The organism is Paenibacillus sp. cl123 (assembly GCF_900101595.1).
GTDB lineage: Bacteria > Bacillota > Bacilli > Paenibacillales > NBRC-103111 > Paenibacillus_G.
In genome coordinates, this window is sequence record NZ_FMYY01000019.1 from 49336 (window position 1) to 70810 (window position 21475).

The 21475-nt window shown below is 50.2% G+C and carries 16 protein-coding genes and 1 pseudogene; 2 read left to right on the forward strand and 15 right to left on the reverse strand.

Annotation, left to right across the window (positions count from 1 at the left end; all coding sequences use genetic code 11):
- Positions 1-60: 60 nt before the first annotated feature.
- The 7 genes from BLR08_RS23170 to BLR08_RS23200 form a co-directional block, all read right to left on the reverse strand.
- Positions 61-954, reverse strand: coding sequence for a carbohydrate ABC transporter permease (locus tag BLR08_RS23170; protein ID WP_072335775.1), 894 nt, complete (start codon positions 952-954; stop codon positions 61-63).
- A 39-nt stretch (positions 955-993) separates the two neighbouring features.
- Positions 994-1953: an ABC transporter permease gene (locus tag BLR08_RS23175; RefSeq protein WP_072335778.1), complete on the reverse strand. Its 960-nt coding sequence runs from the start codon at positions 1951-1953 to the stop codon at positions 994-996.
- Positions 1954-2039: 86 nt separating this feature from the next.
- Positions 2040-3635 carry a type 2 periplasmic-binding domain-containing protein gene (locus BLR08_RS23180; protein WP_072335781.1) on the reverse strand — a complete coding sequence of 532 codons (1596 nt, stop codon included), beginning with the start codon at positions 3633-3635 and terminating at the stop codon, positions 2040-2042.
- 183 nt (positions 3636-3818) lie between these two features.
- Positions 3819-4364, reverse strand: a complete 546-nt coding sequence (locus BLR08_RS23185; RefSeq protein WP_143014441.1) for a cohesin domain-containing protein — start codon at positions 4362-4364, stop codon at positions 3819-3821.
- 39 nt (positions 4365-4403) lie between these two features.
- A complete protein-coding gene (locus tag BLR08_RS23190; protein ID WP_083537458.1) occupies positions 4404-10484 on the reverse strand; it encodes an OmpL47-type beta-barrel domain-containing protein in 6081 nt (2026 codons plus the stop codon).
- Positions 10485-10732: 248 nt separating this feature from the next.
- Positions 10733-11731 (reverse strand): zinc-binding dehydrogenase, encoded by a 999-nt coding sequence (locus BLR08_RS23195; protein ID WP_072335790.1) that lies wholly within the window; start codon positions 11729-11731, stop codon positions 10733-10735.
- Positions 11732-11828: 97 nt separating this feature from the next.
- Positions 11829-12665 (reverse strand): AraC family transcriptional regulator, encoded by an 837-nt coding sequence (locus tag BLR08_RS23200; protein ID WP_072335795.1) that lies wholly within the window; start codon positions 12663-12665, stop codon positions 11829-11831.
- A 171-nt stretch (positions 12666-12836) separates the two neighbouring features.
- Between BLR08_RS23200 and BLR08_RS23205 the strand changes: the two genes are divergently transcribed.
- Positions 12837-13412: a sigma-70 family RNA polymerase sigma factor gene (locus tag BLR08_RS23205; protein ID WP_072335798.1), complete on the forward strand. Its 576-nt coding sequence runs from the start codon at positions 12837-12839 to the stop codon at positions 13410-13412.
- The gene (locus BLR08_RS23210) at positions 13402-14457 is read left to right on the forward strand and encodes a hypothetical protein (protein ID WP_176835589.1); all 1056 of its coding nucleotides are present in this window, start codon (positions 13402-13404) and stop codon (positions 14455-14457) included. Before BLR08_RS23205 ends, BLR08_RS23210 begins: the two co-directional genes overlap by 11 nt.
- A 116-nt stretch (positions 14458-14573) precedes the next feature.
- On the opposite strand, the gene BLR08_RS23215 is transcribed toward BLR08_RS23210, so the two are convergent.
- From BLR08_RS23215 to BLR08_RS23245, 8 genes and pseudogenes are all read right to left on the reverse strand, one after another.
- Complete coding sequence (locus BLR08_RS23215; protein ID WP_072335801.1) at positions 14574-14909, reverse strand: DUF993 family protein; 336 nt, start codon at positions 14907-14909, stop codon at positions 14574-14576.
- Positions 14910-14961: 52 nt separating this feature from the next.
- Positions 14962-15108, reverse strand: a pseudogene (locus BLR08_RS31865) (gfo/Idh/MocA family oxidoreductase); the annotation flags it as partial.
- Positions 15109-15155: 47 nt separating this feature from the next.
- Positions 15156-16139 (reverse strand): hydroxyacid dehydrogenase, encoded by a 984-nt coding sequence (locus BLR08_RS23220; RefSeq protein WP_072335804.1) that lies wholly within the window; start codon positions 16137-16139, stop codon positions 15156-15158.
- 79 nt (positions 16140-16218) lie between these two features.
- Positions 16219-17505: a helix-turn-helix domain-containing protein gene (locus BLR08_RS23225; RefSeq protein ID WP_072335808.1), complete on the reverse strand. Its 1287-nt coding sequence runs from the start codon at positions 17503-17505 to the stop codon at positions 16219-16221.
- A 40-nt stretch (positions 17506-17545) separates the two neighbouring features.
- Complete coding sequence (locus tag BLR08_RS23230; protein ID WP_072335811.1) at positions 17546-18436, reverse strand: carbohydrate ABC transporter permease; 891 nt, start codon at positions 18434-18436, stop codon at positions 17546-17548.
- A gap of 129 nt (positions 18437-18565) precedes the next feature.
- Positions 18566-19576: a Gfo/Idh/MocA family protein gene (locus BLR08_RS23235; RefSeq protein ID WP_072335814.1), complete on the reverse strand. Its 1011-nt coding sequence runs from the start codon at positions 19574-19576 to the stop codon at positions 18566-18568.
- 26 nt (positions 19577-19602) lie between these two features.
- Positions 19603-20451 (reverse strand): sugar phosphate isomerase/epimerase family protein, encoded by an 849-nt coding sequence (locus BLR08_RS23240; protein WP_072335817.1) that lies wholly within the window; start codon positions 20449-20451, stop codon positions 19603-19605.
- Positions 20448-21446, reverse strand: coding sequence for a Gfo/Idh/MocA family protein (locus BLR08_RS23245; RefSeq protein ID WP_072335820.1), 999 nt, complete (start codon positions 21444-21446; stop codon positions 20448-20450). The genes BLR08_RS23240 and BLR08_RS23245 overlap by 4 nt, the downstream gene beginning before the upstream one ends.
- Between the last annotated feature and the right edge of the window lie 29 nt (positions 21447-21475).

Sequence of the window (21475 nt, forward strand, 5' to 3'; positions counted from 1 at the left end):
CTTGCCGGTTCGAAAGCTATTCCGTGCGCTTGACGCTTTACTGAATTTGAATGCCCCCCGTTACCCCTTTACGGACCCGAGCAGCGCTCCTTTGATGAAATACTTTTGCAGGAACGGGTAGATGACCATCAGCGGCAGCGTCGCAACGACGACGACAGCCATCTTGACCGTTTCCGGAGGAAGCGTGTCCATCTCCAGGAAGTTCAAGGACAGCTCCGTGCTGACGTTCGGCGATTGGATCATGCTTCTCAAGACTACCTGCATCGGCATCAGCGTTTTATCGGACAGGTAGAAGATGCCCTTGAAATACTCATTCCAATGCGTGACGCCATAGAACAACCCAATCGTCGCCATAATCGGCGCGGATAACGGTAGAACGATGCGGTACAGGGTCGTCACATCGCCGCAGCCGTCCACTTTGGCCGCTTCCTCGACCTCTGACGGCAAATTCTCGAAATACGTCTTCACGATCAGCAGATTGAACGTCGACACCATTCCCGGAATGATCAGAGCCCAGACCGAGTCGTACAACCCAAGGCTGCGCACGACAATGTAGAGCGGGATGATTCCGCCGCTGAAGATCATCGTGAACACAAGCGCCATCAGGATAAAGTTGCGTCCCGGGATGTGTTTCTTGGAAAGCGGATAAGCGAGCAGCGTGGTGACCGCCAGATTGAGCGCCGTGCCCACGACCGTGATGAATACGGTGATCTTGAGAGCTTGAGGAATGCGCGGACTTCCGAATATTTCCTCATACGCTTTAAACGTAAACTGCTCGGGCCAAATGACAAACCCGCCGTTGCGCATCACTTCCACATAAGGGGTCACCGATACGATCACCACATAGTACAGCGGAAACAACGTAGCGAGTGCGAACAAAGCCAATACCGTATAAATCGCCGCATCGGCCGCTTTATCCCCTTTGGTCCTATGCCTCTGTATGACGAAGGACATGTCGGATCCCCTCCTTTAGTCGATCTTAATTAACCGTTTTTACCATATGCCGGAGCCGCCGACCTTTTTAGCCAGCTTGTTCGCCCCCAGCACCAGAATAAGTCCCACGATAGACTTGAAAACGCCCATCGCCGCCGCTACGCCAAACTCCAAGCGCTCAAAGCCGTAACGGTACACCCACGTATCCACAATATCCCCTACGTCATACACCCGGGCATTCAAGAAGATAAATACCTGGTCAAAGCCCGCGTCCAGAATGCCGCCGATCCGGATAATGAGCAGGAGGACGAACACATCGCGGATGCCCGGCAGGGTTATATGCCAGAGCTGCTGCCAACGCCCGGAGCCGTCCACCACGGCAGCCTCATAAAGTTCCTGGTTAATGGATGCGAGAGCCGCCAAATAAATAATGGCCCCGAATCCCGTGTTTTTCCAGATTTCCGTAAGAACCAGCATCGGCCGGAAGAAATCCTTGTTCGTCAGCAGATCAATATGCCCCCCTCCCCCATCGCGCACCAGCGTGGTAATTAAGCCGGAGCCCGGAGCGAGGAAGGAAAATACCAGACCGTACACGATAACCCAGGAAAGAAAATACGGGCCGTACGTAATCGTTTGAACTGCTTTTTTGAACCAGCGCACCCTAACCTCATTCAGCATCAAGGCAAGGATCACATCAGGCACCATGCCGCCCACAATTTTGTAAACACTGATAAGCAGGGTATTGCGAATAATTTGCGGAAACTCGGGCGTCTCGAATATCACACGGAAATTATCGAAGCCTACCCAGGGACTTCCCCAAACGCCCTTCATTAAGTTGTAATTCTGAAAAGCAATCAACGTCCCCGCCATCGGGGCGTAATGAAACAATATATAATAGATGAGTCCGGGTACCATCATGAGGTAAAACCATTTGTTGCGGACAATACTCCGCCACTTGCCCTGCTTTACTTTTCTTGCCGTTGCCGGCTTATCTGCTTTAACAGCTATGGTTTCCGCCATTGCCATCTCCTCCTGGCTGTATCTGCCGTAGAAGGCAGAAGGAAACCCGTGAATGATCCAGGGTTCCCCTCGATGCCTTGACGCGTTTATTTAAACTCTGCCAGCTGCTTGTCTTTGAGAACGGAATTCAACTGCTTGGTATATTCGTTGAAGATATCTCTGCCCTTGAACTTGGTCATCAGCTCTTCCCGGTATTGCGGCCAGTTTTTGCCGCTCTTATCGTCAAGCACAGCCTTGGCGTGGTACTTGCTCATTTCCTTGCGGAAGTCTCCGATGTTGATGCCGGCAGGCGGAACCAGACTTACCGGGGGCAGCGCGTTGTGCTTCGGGTAGCCCTCCACCGTCTTCAGAATAGCGCGGTCATGCTCCGATACACGGGAGTCAATCAGCTCAAGGCCAAGCACCTCCGGCTCATCCGGCGTAAATACGCCATATACATTGATCCAGTTGCCTGCTTTGGCAATGTCCGCTTCGAACGCTGCGGCATTCAGGGTAATTTTATTGCCGGATCTGGTGTAATGCTTCCCTTCTTGCCCGTAGTGAGTCAAGAGGAACCCTTCCTCGCTGGTCAGCCAATCGAGAATTTCAACCGAACGCTTCACCTTCTCCGGGTTTTTGTCAGCCGTTGTCTTGCTGATCAGGATCGTCATTTCCGGAACGTTATATTTCCAGATCACCGGTTGATCCAATGGGAAGATCGGCTGCCAGTCGGCTTTCGGATCCAGAGCTTTGGTCCGGTTCTGGACGCTCGTAGCTACACTATCAAGCGCAAAATTTTTGGTTGCTCCGAAAAGAAATCCGACCTTTCCTTGCGCGGCCTTATCAAGAGGGGCAGTTCCTTTATTCAGGAACCAGTCAGGGTCTACGATGCCCAGGTTGATCCACTCCACCACCTGATCAATGACCTGTTGGACCTTCAGATCCGTACGGTTATCCACATACCTATCACCCTGGATCATGAAGTCGGCGACAAGGCCGTTATTCAGCCATTGCGGGAATTCGAGCGGCAGGTTGACCCCGTTGCCCGCAGTCGTAAAGCCGTACGTATCCGGTTTGCCGTTGCCGTCCGGATCGTTCTTGGTGAATTGGATCAGAACCTCGGTGAGCTCCTCATAATTTTTGGGCGCTTTCAGCCCGAGCTTATCCAGCCAGTCCTTGCGGATATACCAGGCTGCATACGTATTGCGCTGGAACGGCTGGATGCCGCGCACGAACTCCCCTTGCTTAAGCTGGAACGCGTCCACTTCCTCCTTGGACACCCATTTGTAGTAGTTGGGCAAAGCTTCTTTCGTAAAAAACGGAGTCAGGTTCGCGGTTATGCCGTCGTTAATGTATTTCTGGGACTCGGCTCCGCCGGCGATGAACAGATCGGGTGCGCTGCCCCCGGCCAGCGTAGCATTCAGCTTATCGTGATATTCCTTACCGACCCCCATATAATCGATTTTAAGGTCTACGTTGAACTTCTCTTCAATGGTTTTCTTGACAAAATCTTTGTCGGCGGACGGCAGCGTTACATTAGCCAGAAGCCCCCCGGTTACCGACCAGTTTAAACTCAGCTTAGCCGGTTTCGACGCTCCCGACTCTCCAGACGATCCGCCTGCAGGCGCCTCGGACGTTTGATTATTCGAGCACGCTGTAAGCGTGAACGCTGCGGCTAGCCCCAGGGCTACCATTTTTTTCATTGTATGTGTACCCTCCCTTTATTTATAGGCTGTTGGACCATGACCCCTAAGCTGTACAACAAGATGTTAGCGTTTTCTTACATTTATTATAGGCCTCCGGTATGTAACGAAACTAGCAGACGGTTTCAAGAAATGGTGGTCCAAATAAAGAAATGTGCTTGCATCCGTTCCGGCAGGAACAGATTATTCGCTGTCCCTTGGATCAATCCAAGCCTTCTGGCCGTTCTGTTCCTGCTCGCCTGCAGCGGACAGCTCCGCTTCGCCGGCATGCTCAATCGTTTTCCGCTCCAGGCGTGAATCCAATAGCACTACTCGATCCAGCGTTAGCCTGGTCATTCCGCTCTGGCGAACCTTGAACGTCAAGCGTCCGATCACTCGCTCGCCGCTTATCCCTTCCCCGCTGCCTATCCGGGTAGAAGCCATGCGGATAACTCCCGGCTCTTCCTTTGTAATGTCGTAACCGCCCGGCAGCCCGCTTTGTGCTTCGCCTGGAACCAGCTTATCCGGATCGAAGCCTATGGCCGCCTCATAAGCGTACAGATCGACCAAGCCGCTGCCCTTGATCTCTATGGCAAACGTATCTCCGGCCTGCAGACCGGAAGGGGACCTGCCGAAGAATACCGTCCCGGCAAGTCCCTCTCCCGTTTCCGCATTTGCATCGTTACTATAACCGGAGACTGCCGTCAGCAGCATGAGCCCTGCCGCCCAACCGCGCAGTCTGTTTTTCATTTCATTGCCCAGCTCCCTCCGGTTCATCGCTCCAAACCATTACTCTACCCTCAGCGCAATAAAAGTAAGGTCAAAAATATCAATAGTGCCGTCCTTGTTTATATCCGCGGCTTTCGCCGCTGCCCACTCGGAGCTCGCCTCCGTCAGCCACATGCGGAGTGCTACAAAACCTAAATCGCCGACCGTAATGCCCGTGTTTTGCGGATCGGCCACATTCCCGGTTGCGGGTACTATCCGTCCGCTTTCGAATACGCCGACCGCCGCTTGCAGGTCGGAGGCAGCCTGGTTAATCGCTGCCTGAGTTGCCGACGTTTGGTTAGCCACCGCTTGAGCTCCTGTAATCGCCGACGTCAACGCCGTTTTCAGCGAGGTCAGTGTGCCGGGCACAAACTGGCCGTTCGACGTGCCTTCGACGGCGGTATCCCGGAGGGATACCGCACCCGCAATAGCTTCAAGAAGCTCGGCCTTGGTCACTTGGTTCACGACCTGGATGGTCCGTGAGACTAAGCCTAACGACGACTCCGCACCTTGACCATCGGATTGTACCGCTTGCGTAACGGCAATCACTCCGCTTCCGCCGGCCGCTTCGGCTTTGGCTCTAAGCTGCAGCCGCAGAGCCGGGGAATCCCCGTTCATGACGCCCGTTGTCCCTGCATTAGCGACCAGGAAACGAAGCGTTCCGTTTACGTCATCATGCTGGGTGCGCGCGATAGACGTTCCCGTACGATCGCTCTCCGCGCCTACATATTCAAACACGGCTTTATCATAGCTCAGCTTGATATCCAGGGCAGATATATTCACCGCTTGCGCGATGCCAAGCTGAAGCGTAAATACTTCACCGGGACGCACGGTCTGCGGATCGGACAGCGTCACGGATGAGCCTGCGACGGCCTGAATCGCAAATTTTACAGTCGATGTCGTCTTGTTCCCCGCCAGATCCGTTGCCACAGCCTCCAGGATGTGGTTGCCCAACGCCGAGATAGCTCCTCCGGCTGTCCAAGGCGCTCCGTTCAGCTTATACGTCACACTTGCGATGCCGCTCAATTCATCAGTTGCCGCTGCCGTTGGGGTTACAGGGCTGCTGTATACGCCACCTTCGGCGATTCCGCTCCACACAACGGTCGGCTGGATCGTATCTACTCCAACAACGGCCTGCTTCGCAGCCTCGACATGCCCCGCGTTATCCTCGGAGCGGTATTCGAGCGTGTAGATGCCGCTGCCGCTTAAGGAAACGGAATCTGCAAACGTCGTCCAAGCGCCGCCATTCAAGCGGTATTCCGTTTTCTTAACGCCGGAAAGCTTGTCGTTCGCCTCGAATTTTACCGTTACCGCATGATTATTAAATGTACCCGCTCCCGTATCGCCGTAGATGATCGCTCTCGTAGAAGGCGCAACATCGTCGATCATCCCGAGCGGAGTTAGCGTATAGCTGCCTGCCGGCGCATGGAAGGCCAGTACGCCGCCTTCATCGCTCACTTCGCCGAATTGATCGGGCTTCCCGGCCATCGAAATCCGCCATTTGCCTTGCTGCAGATCCGCTACCGTCAACATCATCTCCGGTTGCGAGCCGTAAGCGGACAGAGTCACCGTTTGATTTAATCGTTTGCCGCTTTTGCTGAACCAGACCGCGCGGTCGTCAATCTGCGCGCCGGTCATGAGGTCCGCATCCAGGCGCCGGGTTGGCAGCGTCACTGTCTGTCCGCTGTCCATTACCTGCATAACATTGAGGAAATAGTCCGTTTCCGCCTTAATGGTCGGTTTAACCTCGACCCGGTACGCCCCTTGCTCAATCGTATACTGTCCTGGCGGCAGATTCGGCGGCTCGAGGGGCCACTGATCATAGCTCGTGTCAAATACCTGAAAGTTGTAATCGTGATCACCAACAATGTCAACCGAAGCATTCAAAGGCAGCAGCGTTTCATTGACCAGCTTGCCTGAATAGTCGCTATTGTTCCTTGTTATGGTTGCAGCCGAACCATTCACTTCGGGCTTCTCCATGCTGTGAAGCAGCCAATATTTCTCGAAGCTGCTGTCCTTCGATACGACTTTATCGAAGACAACCATAGCAGCCGGATGCGTGCTGTCTTTCAAATTGAAAAACATCATCGAGCGTTCGAATTGCTTCACTTTATCCGAGTACGCCTGCGTCAGATCCCCCTTGATGTAGCTGTACTCAGGCGCGTACGGATCGGTTCCGTATTCGTGTCCTGTTACTTTGGCTCTGCTGTAATCTTTCCCCACCAGCTGTTCCAGGGAATGAGCCTCGGCATAGGTGGAGTTTGCCCAACGCTGCCCGCCGTCATTATCCAGTTGCCACCCCCTGTACCGGAAAACTTCGGAAGGATCGTACACCAGCATGGAATTGTGAGCAATGGTTCTTTTAAAATAATTACGGTCATGATCGCTCCCATAATCTTGAGTCGTTGTCTGGCCTGGCGCTAAAACACCTGAATACATACCGCTGTCCACCGCAAGCGAGCCTTGGTAGTACAACTGGAAGCTGCCCATATCCAAATGCTGATGATTCCCGAACCAATATCCGCCGATTTTCATCTCTGCGACGACGGATGGAGAATTTTTGTTAATGCCGACCGGGTCATCCCAGCCGGTACGCGCCACCATCGAACCCATCGGCGATCCGAAATATTGGGTAAGCGGCAGATCATCGACTGGGCGGCTCACCATATTGGACGGTACAAGCAGCATCTCCATGACTGCATCTACCGACCCCGGCACGTATTCCTTGAGGAACATATCCCGCACATAAGGATTTTCGTATTGAGAGGCTGCCAGCATTGATACCGTCTCATATTTCCAAGTTACATTCGGGATCGTATAGACGTCCTGATAGGAATCCCCGTCACGCAGCAATTGGCCATCCGGCCTGCGGGTATAAATAGCCCGCATCAAGACGTCCCCTTGCTTTTCGGTAAAGAGGTCTTCATGCCCCATACGGCGCGTAATGATCTGCGACCATAGCTCCGGCTCATATCGCCCTTGCATGCCGTAAGAGTCGCCTTGATGATGCATGCCCGATTCATACCAGAAATTGCGCACAGGTACATATTTATTGAAGACAGCCCCCGCGGCCTTTTCGTAAATTTCGGTATCACGTTCGTACACCGCAACACCGGCCGCAAACAGATCTTTCATCACCATACTTTCGCTGGGATGGCCTTCCACGGCATTCGTCACTAAATTGTCATATCCGATTTCCGAATAATTCGCAAGCGCCTTCATCTTAATGACAACTGCATCCCGTTCTGTGTCAAACATCAGAGGGTAACACCAATCGTATACAATGGCGGCCATATTGATCGTATCGCCGATTTGATGGTATTGGTTAGGGTTTGAGAAATCAACCGAATTCAGAAAGTTTTTCATCATAAGAACAGCTTGATTTCCTTGATCCACGTCATTCAGTAATACATATCTCAAAGCTGCAGCCTCAATGGACTCACGGACAGCCTTGCTGAAATTCGTTTTATTAGCCCCACGTGGCGGCAGTTGACCCGGATTAGAAGGCCCCATCCCCATATCGATGCGCGACCATTGCTCTCCGTCTGCCGATACATCGATGTCAAAGAACGCAGTACGTTGATTTCCTTTAAACCAAGCCAAGGCGATAGCGTGAATGTCTTGTAGTGAACCCAGATCATACGCTATCCATTGAACGGAACCCTCCGCTGTCCAATACGTTGTCAGATTGCCGTCGATCGATTTCCACCCGTCATTGGCACTGCTAGGAGCTGTGCTCCACTTTACATCTTGTATGGGCAGGCTCGTGAATTGTCCAGCCTGTGGCTGACCGTATATCTTGGTTTCCAATATGGAGTTCCAAATGCCTTGGGTGTTGCCCTTGGCTAGGATCCGCACATATCGGGCCTGCTGCACACTCGGAAGCGTATAGGTTTCAAGCGCCTCGGTCGTGCCACTGCTCTTCGCCGTATAAGAGCCTGCTTCACTCTTCAAAAGCACCTGCTCCCAGACCTTCTTGAGTAAAGGATCCTTCATTTTCTCTTTGATCGGTCCGATATCCGACCGTCTCAAGTACAATCTAGGATGCTCGGCCGGCGGCTTGGGCATTGCTTCCACCGTTACCAATTCTTTTACCGGCATGGCGATCACTTCATCCGTCATGTCCGACTTCCACACGGCAACCGGAGAAGTCGTCGAATAGTAGCCGTTCAGCTCCGCCTTTAGCCGGTATCGGCCGTCAAACATGTTTGGACTGATCGTAAAGGACCCATCCGCTGATGTCGTTCCCGTACCCAGCACGGACGTGAAGTTAATATCCGCATCGCCGTACAATTTCACTACCGCGCCCGCAATCGGAGCCTTGGAACTTGCCTCAAACACTTTACCGCCGATCGTATACTGCTTAGCCTCAGGATCTTCAGACATCGTCAGATCGGCGTTTCCAACTCCGGACGATGTGACCGTAAGCGGCTTCGTCGCCGTGATGTATCCTGCTTTTACCACCCTTATCACATAACTGCCGCTCGTAATATCGTTCAGCGTGTAGCCGCCCTCCATTCCAGTAACAGCGCTGGCGATTGGGTTAAGAAAGGCTGCATCGCTTGCTTCGTACAATTTCACATCCGCATCGGAAATCGGGGACCCGGTACCGCTCTCGGTCACACTGCCGCTTACTGGGTACACCACATATCCGGGATCCGCCACCAACGTCAAATCCGTATTTCCTGGTCCGGACGTTGAAACCGTAACCGGTTTGGTCAGCGCTAGATATCCCGCTTTTGTTGCCCTAAGCACGTAATTTCCAATTTCAATCGAGGGATCAAACAGGTATTCGCCTTCCGTTCCCGTTATGGCGCTGGCAATCGGGTTCGCGAATCCGGTATCGGCTGCCTCGTACAATTTCACGTTCGCGCCTGTGATAAAGGCCCCTTGGTCATCTTTTACAACTCCGCCGAGCTTGCGGATCATCTTTACATAATCGATATATAACGTTCCCGAATTATCCGCCGTCTCGAGCGTGATATTATTCAAGCTGACGATGGAATCCGTCTGGAACTCACGATCTTCAATAACTACCGTATTCGCCATCCCTTCGACGACTTTAGCCGGAGCTTTGACATAGGAACCCGGCTGAATAACATCGCTCGTCATGTAGATGTCGAATTTTTTTGTGTTCAAATTTATAACGAACCTGATCATATACCAATGTGCAGTGCTCGTTCCGTTCCCGTTCGGGATATCATTGAAGCCTGCTTTGCTGGCCACTTTGGCAAGCCCATCCCTCAATATTCGGAACTGCGCCGCCGGCTGAGCCTGACCTGCCGCGGTTTTTCCCATGACCTTCAGGTTAACCGCCAGCCGCTGGTTCGCCTGCGTAGAGTCGGGAGCATAAAGAAACTTCGTCTCGAATTCAACAGTGCCGCTTGTAACCGCTTGAATAGGACGAATAGCTGCAACACCCGAATTAGACACTTGCTGGTCATGAAGCGTTAAACTGCGGTTTCCACCTCCTGGCGTATCCGATACCGTCACAGTCCCTGCTCCATAAGCCGCGTAAGCATCCGGCGTTGATCCAAGAGACTCGCTGTCAAACGTATCTTGAAACGGCAGAACCGCGGTAGCGCTTTCAAAAGCTCTAATATCGTCATAATAACTCGTTCCCGTATTGGAGTTGCCCGTGCTGATATAAATACTCCACTTCACTGCATTCGCAGGCGCCTCCGCCGCTATATTAAAACCTGTCCATGCGCCAAGGGAAGCCATATAAGCAGAAGAAGGAGTACCGATCACTGCGTTAGAGCTGTCATAGAATCGAAGACTAACTGCCGTCGCTCCGGATTGCAGATAGACCTGACCCGTCACCGTATAATGATTTCCCGGTAATGCGTTAAACTTCGCACTTTCCACGGCTACCGTTGTACTGCCGCTTGCATCCACAATCTTCAGACTGCTTGCTCCAGAAGCCTTTTGTTCATCTGTCACCGAAACCCCGCCCGAGCCGGCGGTCTGCGTCCAGCCGGTTAAGCCGTCTTCAAACCCTCCGTTAAGCTCCAGCGCTGCAGCCGATACCGGTCCCCAAAATGCAGGGATATAACCCAGACACAGCAGCAGAACTAACCACATACTTACTAGCCTTTTCATCCATTCACACCTTCCTAAAATGATTTTATGGATAAAGCGGTACAACCGGATGAAAGAATTTTTCGAACGTGGTCTTGGAAGTCATATCCGGCAGAAACCGCTTACACCAATACTCGCTATTGCTCCGTCCACTTGTGCTCATTATAGAGTTACACCCAATCCGAAACTAGCAGACGGTTTCAAGAAATGGTGGTCCAAATAAAGAAAAAAGAAAAAAGCCCCACCCGGAGATGGAGCTTGCCGCCGTATTACGATAGAGTCTTCCAATCAAACATCACACCCATAGCCGAGCTGCGGTTCTGCATCAAGGCTTCATAGACCTGTGCGGCGTCCAACGGAGAATGCCGGTGGCTGATTAAGGAACCTACATCCATGCGCCCTTGAATGACGTAAGTGAAAAACAACTCGGACATAGCCGGGTGATCCCATTCCTTGTAGCTCATCAGCGAATGAATGCCCTGTATAGCAACGGAACCGGACACGACATTAGGTCCCAGCACCTGCTTGGAAGGCGTCGACGTATCGCCCAATAAAATAACGCGTCCTAACGGCCTCACCAGCTGCGTAGCCTGAGCCAGCACGGCCGGATGACCCGTGATATCGAAGACGACGTCCAGCATTTTGCCGCCGGTCCTTTCCTTGATCACGTCCATCGCCGTAACCGCGTCCATCGCCAACCGGATCATGCCCGGCTTCTCCGGAACCAGCTCCAGCCGGCCGGCGGAAGGATCGATCGCGAAAATTTCTTTGGCCCCGGAGAGCGATACATATCGCGCTACAAGCTGCCCGAGCTGTCCGAGCCCGATAATTCCGACTGACTCGCCGAGGCTCAATTCTGCTCTTCTCACGCCCAACTGCGTCGTCTTGGCCAAACTAAGCCACGTTCCTTGCTCGGCGCTGATCTCTGCCGGAAGCACATACGCATGCTTCGCGTCGACTTTAAAAAATTGGGTATGCGGATGTGCTGCAAAGACCCGGTCCCCTTTTCGGATACCCTTGACACGCGCTCCGACCTCCAGCACTTCCGCTGCCATCGAATACCCCGGCTGGAAAGGATACTTCACCCACTCCGCCCAATTGGTACCGGGATCAAATACACCTCTCAGGCATTGCAGCTCCGTGCCCGTACTAATCAGCGAGCAAATAGCCGCGCATAATATCTCGGTTTCTCCAAGCGCCGGATCGAACGTTTCCTTCTGCACCTCTACCTTCTCTTTGTCCGTAAATACGATACGCCATGTGTCCATGTTCACTTACCTCCTGGCAGGGATATGTAACCCTTGCCCCAAGTGTAACGGTAACCCATGCCGGACAACAGAGCAGAAGTTTGTCGATGTTTAACACTTATACAGGCGGTCTTTTAAACAGCCCTTTGTATTGCCCGGGTGAGATTCCCGTATATTTTTTGAACTGCCTGGCGAAGGTTTGAACATCGTTAAAGCCGAGGTAACCGCTGATTTCCATAATGTTCATCTCCTGCATTTCCAGGAGCGACTTGGCTTTGGCGATCTTGATTTCCCGGTGCAGAAGAATCGGGGGCTTGCCGAACAGCTCCTTGAAATGATTGCTGACATAAGTCGGGCTCATATGCAAATCCGCGGCCAACTCCTGCAACGAGAAGGTCGCCTCGGGCTGGCTGACAATCTTCAGCAATACCGATAAAAAGCTGCTCGGCGGCTGTCCCGCACCTATGGCCCCTTCGTTCCCGAACGCATTGTCCAGCAGCACATACAGCAGCTCCAGCGACTTGGCCTTCTGCAGGATAACATTCGGAATATAGCCGCCCCTTGTTGTGGAAAGCATAAATTCATCGAACACGGCTTCGAATTTTTTGTAGTTTTTTAGCGGATAAATGTAAGGAATGTGGAAAAACGGCAGCACATCGATCACACCATGAATCTTGTATGTAAAATGCCACCAGAGAAACTCCGTCTCTTCATCGGTGTCCATATACTGGTCATGCTCCAGGCCAATCGGGATAAAAATAACCGTCCCCGGACGAATCGGGTAAATCCGGTCCTGCACTCTAAGCTTGGCTGTCCCCTTGCGCACATAAGTCATCATGTAGTATTCCTGAAAGGTGCGGTTCCTGTAGTTCATAGCATGCAGCCGGTGAACATCGAATTTCAAAAGCTTCAGCTCCGCCATCCCCAGCAAGGCCGAGACAATCTCTTCGTTCATGGGCATCCACCTTTTGTGGTTTACTTGAATAGCGGTCTTGGTTATGTGAAGCCTTTCTGTAAAGAGTATAGGTGTTCTGACGGCTTCATATCAATGGGGAAAATAAACCGAACCTTTTTCCGCTAGAGAGACAATATAGAGTGTAAGTGCTTACTCAGGAGGGCCCTCTGAATGAAAAGTGACTATATGTACCAGCTGCTAGAAAAAATGAAAGATGGTGATCAACAAGCATTTCACACGATATATGATGCCACTTATCAGAACATCTACAAGACAGTCTCCTTTCTGGTGGATCATCAGCAGGATCGGGAGGATGTCATGAATGAGATCTATATGCAAATGTGGACCTCACTCGCTAACTACGATACGAACCGCCCTTTCCACTTCTGGCTACACGGCTTGGTAATCCGTCAAGTGCAGAGGTTTCGGGTCAAAAGCTGGCGGAGATTCCGAATTTTCGAACGCATCCGTGCCTTCTCTAGGGAGGAGGCTCATTGGGATCAACCTACGGTGTTGAAGGATGAGACAAACCAAATGATATCGCAGGCAATCCAAAAACTGACCGACAAACAGAGGACAGTCATTATCTTCCGCTTTTTTCACGACTATACCCTGGAGGAAATTGCGACGTTACTCGATATTCCTCTGGGTACAGTCAAGTCCAGATATCATGCGGCTCTTCAGTCGCTTCGAAAAAAATCATGGAATCTCCCCTCGGAAAGGATGGAAGAGCTCAATGACTATTGAACGCAAAATCCGTGAACAGCTGCACAAAGAAGCAGAATTTATGGAGTGCCCCCCGGCTATATCCAAACGAATAGAACAATCCTATTCTCAATATTTGCTACGAAAAAGGAGCGAACTAACCATGAAAAAACGATTAATTGGTGGAATAATTGCCGCCGCGATTTTGATTCCAACCGCAGCATTTGCTGCCCCCCCTCTGATTGAAATGCTTACTAGAACACCAATGACTGCGGAGCAAGTCAAGGTGGATGAGGTTGGCAAAGCAGCACTTGAGAAGCTGTATAATGCATTTCCCGAAACAAAATCGTTTGAGATTATCGATGCAAGCAGCGTTCATGGCGTTCAAACAAGCATCATCCTGCAGGAAAAAGGAGGAACCGGCAAAAAGCTTACCCTTCATACAAACGGTGTTACGGGTGTGATCGAACACGTGAATCAAGAGAATTGGGAGCCCAAGGAGAAGCCGCTCACTGCTTTAACCGAACAGCAAATCAAGTCGAAGGCAGATCATCTCATTGCTAAGCTGTATGGCAGCATCGAAGAGTATGAGATTACTATGGAGCCAATGGAAAATCCGGATCATAAAACGTTTATGTTGAATTACAGCAAAAAGGGATCAAAAACACCGTTGTACCAGGTATTTGTTCAGGGCAATGCAATCAACGTGTCTCTGGTAGGAGGCGAGACTGCACCTTCAAACATTAAAGTAGAAGGCTTCTTCTCTACAAATGATAAGCCTGATTATTCCGCCGACGCCTTTTTAAATGATGAAAAGCTGTTTTCTTTGCTGAAAATTAGCCCAACCGAGTTAAAACAAGAATTGGCAACAGGTAAATCTGTTGTGGAGATTGCAGCGTCTAAAAACGTCTCTAAGCAACAAGTGATTGATGTCATTGCAAAAACACAAATTGATTTGCAAATTCAAGGTGAAAATAAGGGCGATGTTCCTAAAAACAATCGTTCAAATGAACAAATGTTAAAAGCTATCGAACCGAAAGTATTACAAGTAATTGAACGCAAAACTGAAACACCCTCGCAGAAATAACGGGTCCAGATGCATGAAGCACCGAACAGGAGGGGGGCGGCTAGCCCCCCTCCTGTTCGGTACTCCTCCCTCGGGACGATACTCCTATTTGGCTCAAGGGCAACAAGCCGGATTCCTTAAAGCAGGGACATCCGCTTCCTTGTCCTGCAGTTCCTTTCTTTCACGCGCAGTGAATCCGTTACGCCCACCCGAAACAAACCATTTTCTTTTTGATTCCACATAAAAAGGTTGCCTTGACGAATAAATGTCAAGGCAGCCTTAAAAGAACGGGATATGGTATGTATAGCTTCCGCAACAGATAGTCCAAGCGACCACAGATACCCTCGATAGGCAAGTGTTTTCTCCCAATCAATTTGAGCGCCCCACAGCGGCTCTGCATCTGCAAACGGAACGCAGACGACATGCGCTGCAGAATAGGCTATTCTGCTCTTAAACTGTTTATTTTTCGGCACCTCGAACGATGCGGCACTTTCCGGAAACTATGAAAATAAGAAACCGCCCGCAAGGAAACGGAGTGTCCCAGCATACATGCTTCAGAAACATTTCCCATTGAACTTTAAACCCGTTGTCGAACAGTTGATTATCCGTTACCTCTTCCCACTGCTCCCGGAAATTGAATGGATTCGGAATATCCGGATTCCAAACCGGTCTTCATCAGCTCCGACATCACAAACTCACTGAGCTTGCTATACTTATATTCAGGCCATATTAACTACCTTTTCACGTGTAATCCCCCAATGAAGTTCTTCTCCATTTAAATATCGTAGCAATTCATCCAACATATATTTCCCCATTCGTTGGCATTCCCGATTCATCGCTCCAGCAATATGCGGTGTCAGAATCACATTATCTAAATGATATAGTGGCGACCCCTCCACAGGAGGTTCCGGATAAGTCACATCCAACAACGCAAAGATATCTTGCCTTTGTTGTAAGACCTCGATCATTTCATGTTCTCGTACAACATGTCCTCTGGCTGTATTGATGAACGTTGCATTATGTTTCATAGAAGCGAAGTGGGAGCCTGTTATTAACCCTTCTGTTTCTTTCAGATTCGGTGCATGTAGAGATACAACATCTCCTAGTTGGAAAATCTGTTCCAATGAACACAACTCGACTTGAAGTTTACTTGCGTCCTCCTGTGAGACATAGGGGTCATATGCGATGACCCTGACATCGAAATGTTTAAGAAACTCACATACCATCCTGCCAATCATCCCCAAGGAGATAATTCCGATTGTCGAACCATAAACGCCATGCGCGTCTCTCTTTCGTAAATGTTTATGATTCCTTTTAACATAGTTAACAAAGGACCAACCCCGTTTTAGCGAAAATAATATCTGAGAAAGCGTGTATTCAGCTACAGATAAGCCATTCGCAGCATATGCGCTCGATAATGTAATATTTTTCTCCCAGAATGCATCCGTGACAAAGCCCTTGACTGATCCACTGCCATAGAAAACCGCCTGCAACTTGGGTGCATACTGTAAAAGCTTCTCATCCAAAAGGGGGCAGCCCCACCCTGAAAAAATGACCTCTGCCTCAGAAAGGATGGAAGGTGTCTGCAGAATCGATTGCTTGGTTTGCGGTTCTGTGTAGAAATCAATGTATTTGCCAATCTCCTCATGTACACTTCCATAAATCAAATTGAAGTCATTGAGTATATACAATCCCTTCAACATATTTAACACCCCCTATCCCTATTGCACCCTCGAGTAAATACCAACGAAACCATTCAATATTTATTAGATGATACTCACGTTAAATGTCTTGCTGGCGATAAACGCTAGGTGTTTTGCCCGTGTTTTTTTTGAAAATACGGGTGAAAGTCAATGGGTTAAGGTAACCCACATGCTTGGAAACTTCTTTAATCGATCCAGGGGTTTTCAGGAGTAACATTTTAGCTGTTTCGATCCGAACGCGTGTGACGTAGCTGATGAAGGTTTCACCGAACTCTTCTTTGAACAGCCGGCTTAGATAACTTGAATTCAAGCCAAAGTGGTCACTTACATACGTCAAGGAGAAATTTTGATCATTGAAGCGCTCTTCAATAAAGCCTTTCAAATTCTGAATAAGTACGCGGTTACAGGTACCGTCGCGGATGGTCTTCATCCTTTCAAAGCAATGCATGAGCGTATCATAGAAACAGACCTCGATTTGAACCAGGGTGTCCTTCTCCTGCAGAATCTCTTGTAGCAAGGGTAACGTATCCCGCTTCCAAATCTCACGGTACTTTTCCAACAATTCGCTCATTTCAAGGTGAAGATGATAGATAAAATAAGTAAACATGTTCAAAAGTTCATCTCTGGTAAACAGGTGATGTCTCAGTTCTTCAAAAAGAACTCGATACCGTTCGACCCAAACCACATTTCCCATCCGATACGCCTGCCCGATCATATGCATCAGCTGAAGCTGGCGGATCATATCACATTCCTGTCTGGAGCTAATATCCTCGGTAACAATAAGTCGATTGCTCCCCAACGCAGCTTTGAAATCAAGTGCCGAGCAGGCTATTTTATAAGAAGCAGCCATATCACTCCAATCCTTCGCTGTGACTCCGATTCCCACTGTTACGGTAGTTTTCAGTTGGGTCGCAATCCTCTCTCGCAAACGATCGCATAAATGGATCATAGAAATAGGCTGGTTGGCTTCGAGGGTTTGGGTCAATATGCCTAACCGATGTGGCTCTATCCATTCCGCCCAAACGAGTACCCTATACATGTCGGCTATTTCCAGAATCGCCCTTTGAGCCTCCAGCTTGAGCAAGCCGCAGTCATCGGAGGTATAGGAACGGAACCATAGCGGATACCCATCGATCTCCACTATCGCCAAATTGGTTGGGACAGACTCCTGCATCCTTCCAAGCTGGAGCATCTCCCACTTGCTATGTTTCGCGGTTATTGTTCCTTTCAACAGATCCTTGAACAATGCTTGTTTTCTGAAGCTAAGATTGGGTTTATTGGGTTTCTCCAACAGGTTAGAGTATGACCCAATTCTTCGAATTGGAATTGTCGGACAACTGCCTAGCAATATGGGCGCTTTCTTCATCGTTCCACTACGACCCCCCATTAATTCCTCAGCCGGATCCTTATCCTTTGATGGCTCCTAGCAACATGCCCTTCATGAAATATTTTTGCAAGAACGGATACACAACCAAAATCGGAATAATAGCTACGGTTACCGTTGCCATCTTCACCGTTTCCGGCGGCAGGGGCGCCATATCCGACGAACCGTATAGCGCAAGCTCCTGGGTTACGTTCGGAGATTGGATCATATTCCGCAGCACGACCTGCATCGGGGCAAGTTCTCTGTCCGTTACGTACATAATCCCTTTGAAATATTCATTCCAGTGTCCAACCCCATAAAAGAGTCCCAATGTCGCTACAATAGGCATGGATAAGGGCAAGACGATGCTGAACAACGTCCGTACATCTCCACACCCGTCTACCTTAGCCGCATCTTCTATTTCTTCCGGCAAATTCTCGAAATAAGTTTTGATAATGAGGAGATTGAACGTCGACACAAGTCCTGGGATCAGCAACGCCCAAACCGTGTTGTAGATCCCAATTCCACGGACTACCAAATAAGTAGGGATGAGCCCTCCGCTGAACAGCATCGTGAATACAATCGCAACCAATATCGGATTTCGTCCACCCATACTTTTTTTGGATAACGGATAGGCAAGCAAGATCGTAACGACCAAGTTTAACAACGTACCTACAACGGTGATGAACAACGTTAATCTTAGCGCATGGGGCACTCGAACGCTGGAGAAGATTTCCTTATACGCATCAAAGGTGATTTGACTCGGGACAATGATGAAGCCACCGTTTCGAAGCACTTCCGCATAGGGCGTAATCGACACGATGAAGACATAATAGAGCGGAAATAAAGTAGAAAGGGCAAACAATGTAAGACTAGAATAAATCACAATGTCTACGAATCGATCCGTGCTTGATTTATGCTTAACGATCGACATAATTTCACTCACTTTCTGTGATAGGGACGGAGTCCGTCCTCTCCCGAATTCGGCAAGTCCCCGCCCCTACTTACATGCGTACATGCTAGCTGCCCTCTAGCATTCCAATCCGTTATCTGGTAGTTTTACTTACTCCACAAACACTTCACATCGTTTTTGCAAGGAGGAATAAGCAGCTTCGGAAACCGCGATCACTTTCAGACCGTCACTCAGAGAGATAAGCGGTTGCCGATCATATCGAATGCAATCGATGAAATGCTGGTTCAGGCGAACCCACATATCATTCTCGCTATACGTGAGTCGTTGTTCCACTTCGTTGTCGGCCTTCAACCGGATCTCTCCGTTATTGTTAACGATGGTCAATTTCTCCGTTGCCACACCTGTGATGTCGTATTCGACTCGGGTAATCCATGGCGTGCTGACATGCCCGATCCCGCCGTTTCTGAATTTCAGAACCACTGTGAAAGCATCGGCTACGCTCCCTGGAGGCAGTAAGTAAGTCCCTCCATAGGCGAAGACACTTTCCACTTCTCCGCACATCCACATGAGGATATCGTAATCATGGGAACCATGGGAGAAGATTGGGCCTTTCCCATGCTGATCGTCGAAGTACCAGCTAGGCGTGTCATAATAATGGTCGCGATATTTATCATAGACTTGTTGGTTCGGGTCCAGGAAGTGCGTTCGCATCGACCACGCCTGTAGAGGCTTGCCAGCATCAGATCGGGATACGGTCTCCTTCATGGCGCGGTACCTGGGGTCGAAGCGCAACGGATAGCCGACCATGGCTTTGAGCTCTGGATGCCGGTCGCCTGCTGCTACGATTTTGGCTCCATCCGCTACAGAGGTTGCTAGTGCCTTCTCCAGGAATAGATGCTTGCCCGAATGCAAAACCGCTTCAGCTATTTCCACATGGAGATGATCCGGCGTAGCCACCCATACCGCATCCAAGTCTTGTTGAAGTAGTTCCTCATAAGTATCGTATACGGTTGCTCCTACTTCTAGAGCCAATGCCTCAGCCTTGCTTCTAGTCCGGTTATGGACGGCCGTAACCGAAACGCCGGGCAACCCTTTTAGCGTTCTAGCGTGCAGGCTGCCCATCAGCCCGCAGCCGATCAGGCCCACTTTAATCGTTCTCATCTAAATATCGAACTCCAATCTGTAAGTTATTCGCAGCTAACGCCAATATCAGTGAAGATCCGTATTAAATTTCGACGACCGATGCCTATTCGTTCATCCAGCTCATCAGCCGAAAAGCTTATCCCTCGATCATCCAAACGTTCTACGATGACAGGACCCTTGAATCCAACTGCCTTCAAGGTGGTAAAAATGGACGAAAAATCAACATCTCCTTCACCAGGAATCGGAAAATCGGATTCCGCACGAGCTCCCCGGTGGTCTTTGGCAATAACGGAGATCACTTCATGGGAAATGGCCGGCAAATCCGTGCACGGTTCAATCCCTTCGTAGAATCGCACATTCCCTGGGTCGTAACAAACCTTAACCGAGGAAGAGCCAATGCGACCAAGCGTTTCGGCCAGTTGCCTGGACGTTGCGGTATTACCGGTGTGAGGCTTGATTGAAATCTTCAAGCCTCTCTTTTCCGCTTCCTCCCCGACCAGTCGAAACTTCGCTGCAAAGGCTTCGTCCATCTCCTTCATGTCCTCTTCGCTGCGAGGTTCATCGGGAAACTTGATGTAGCTCCAAGTTCCCAATGAGACTAATTCCTCTACGCCCAACGCCTTGGCAAAATCCAACCGTTGAATGGCCCTTGCCAGGGGCTGCGAAGGACTAAATGCATCCGTGCTGACCAACGTTACAGGCTTCAAGCCGTAGGTATCGAGGGTTTGGAGCACTCGTTCCGCTTCTCCCGGCCGACTGTCGTCGAATGCAGGCTTGCCTTCATGCGGCAATCCGAACGATATGTAGTGGTATCCGGCCTTGGCAATTCCTTGTAGAGCGCGCTCGAACGAAACTTTGTTATACACCCAAGTCATACAAGCAAGTTTGATCATCCCACCGGAACCCCCTCGCTTTTATACATGGCCCAGATGGTTCTATGCGAGAGCAGCGCGTCCCTGCCGTCGGTTTCCGGGGTCGTGTCATTCGCGATGGCATCCAGAAAATGATTAATTTCATATCTGACACCGCCACCCGGAATTGGTTTATCGTCTTTCGGACCTCCGTACAGCAATTCCCGAACCCAATCTTTGCCGTCTTTTTTAATCACCTCCAGCTTCCACATGTCGTTGCTCAGCTCAAGAAGCGCATCCGTGGTATGAATGTGATACTTACCCGGACTTTGTGACACTTTAGTTCCCCAACTGCACACGAGATGTCCGAGCACACCGCTCTTGAATTGAATCGTGCTATGTGCCGTGCCTTCTCCTTCCAGCCAATCCGTTCCCAATCGGGTGCCCATGGATTGAACGCGATCCGGTTCGCCGAATAACCAGAGCAGGATATCGATATAATGGCAGCCGTGGCTAAATAAAACGCCGCCGCCGAGTGTCTCCTTGCGCGAGAACCAAGATTGTGGCGGCATGGGTGGCAACAGCCCCAATTGGTACCCTTGAGCATGGATCGGTTGGCCGTACACCCCGCTGTCCAAGACCTCCTTCAATTTACGCACAGCCGGCAGGTATCGAACTACGTAGGCGAGCATCAGCTTCACATGATGCTCATCTGCGGCCTTAATTAACTGCAAGCATTCCTCTTCGCTGTTCGCGAGCGGCTTCTCGATCAACACATGCTTGCCAGCCTGAATCGCTTGAAGTGCTTGAGAGGCATGCAGATGATGGGGTGTACAGAAGCTCACCGCGTCAATCTCATCCATGATCTTCGTCCAATCCGTTGTATACTTACAACCTAACTCTTCTGCGAGCTTAGCCGCCTTCTCTTCATCCAAGTCGACCACATAGGTCAGCTCGGCACGCTCCGCTTTACTAAATGCATGTGCGTGATACAACCCCATATTCAAGCCCACAACCGCTGTTCTAATTGGTTTCATTCTCCACGCCTCCTATAGTTAGACTACTC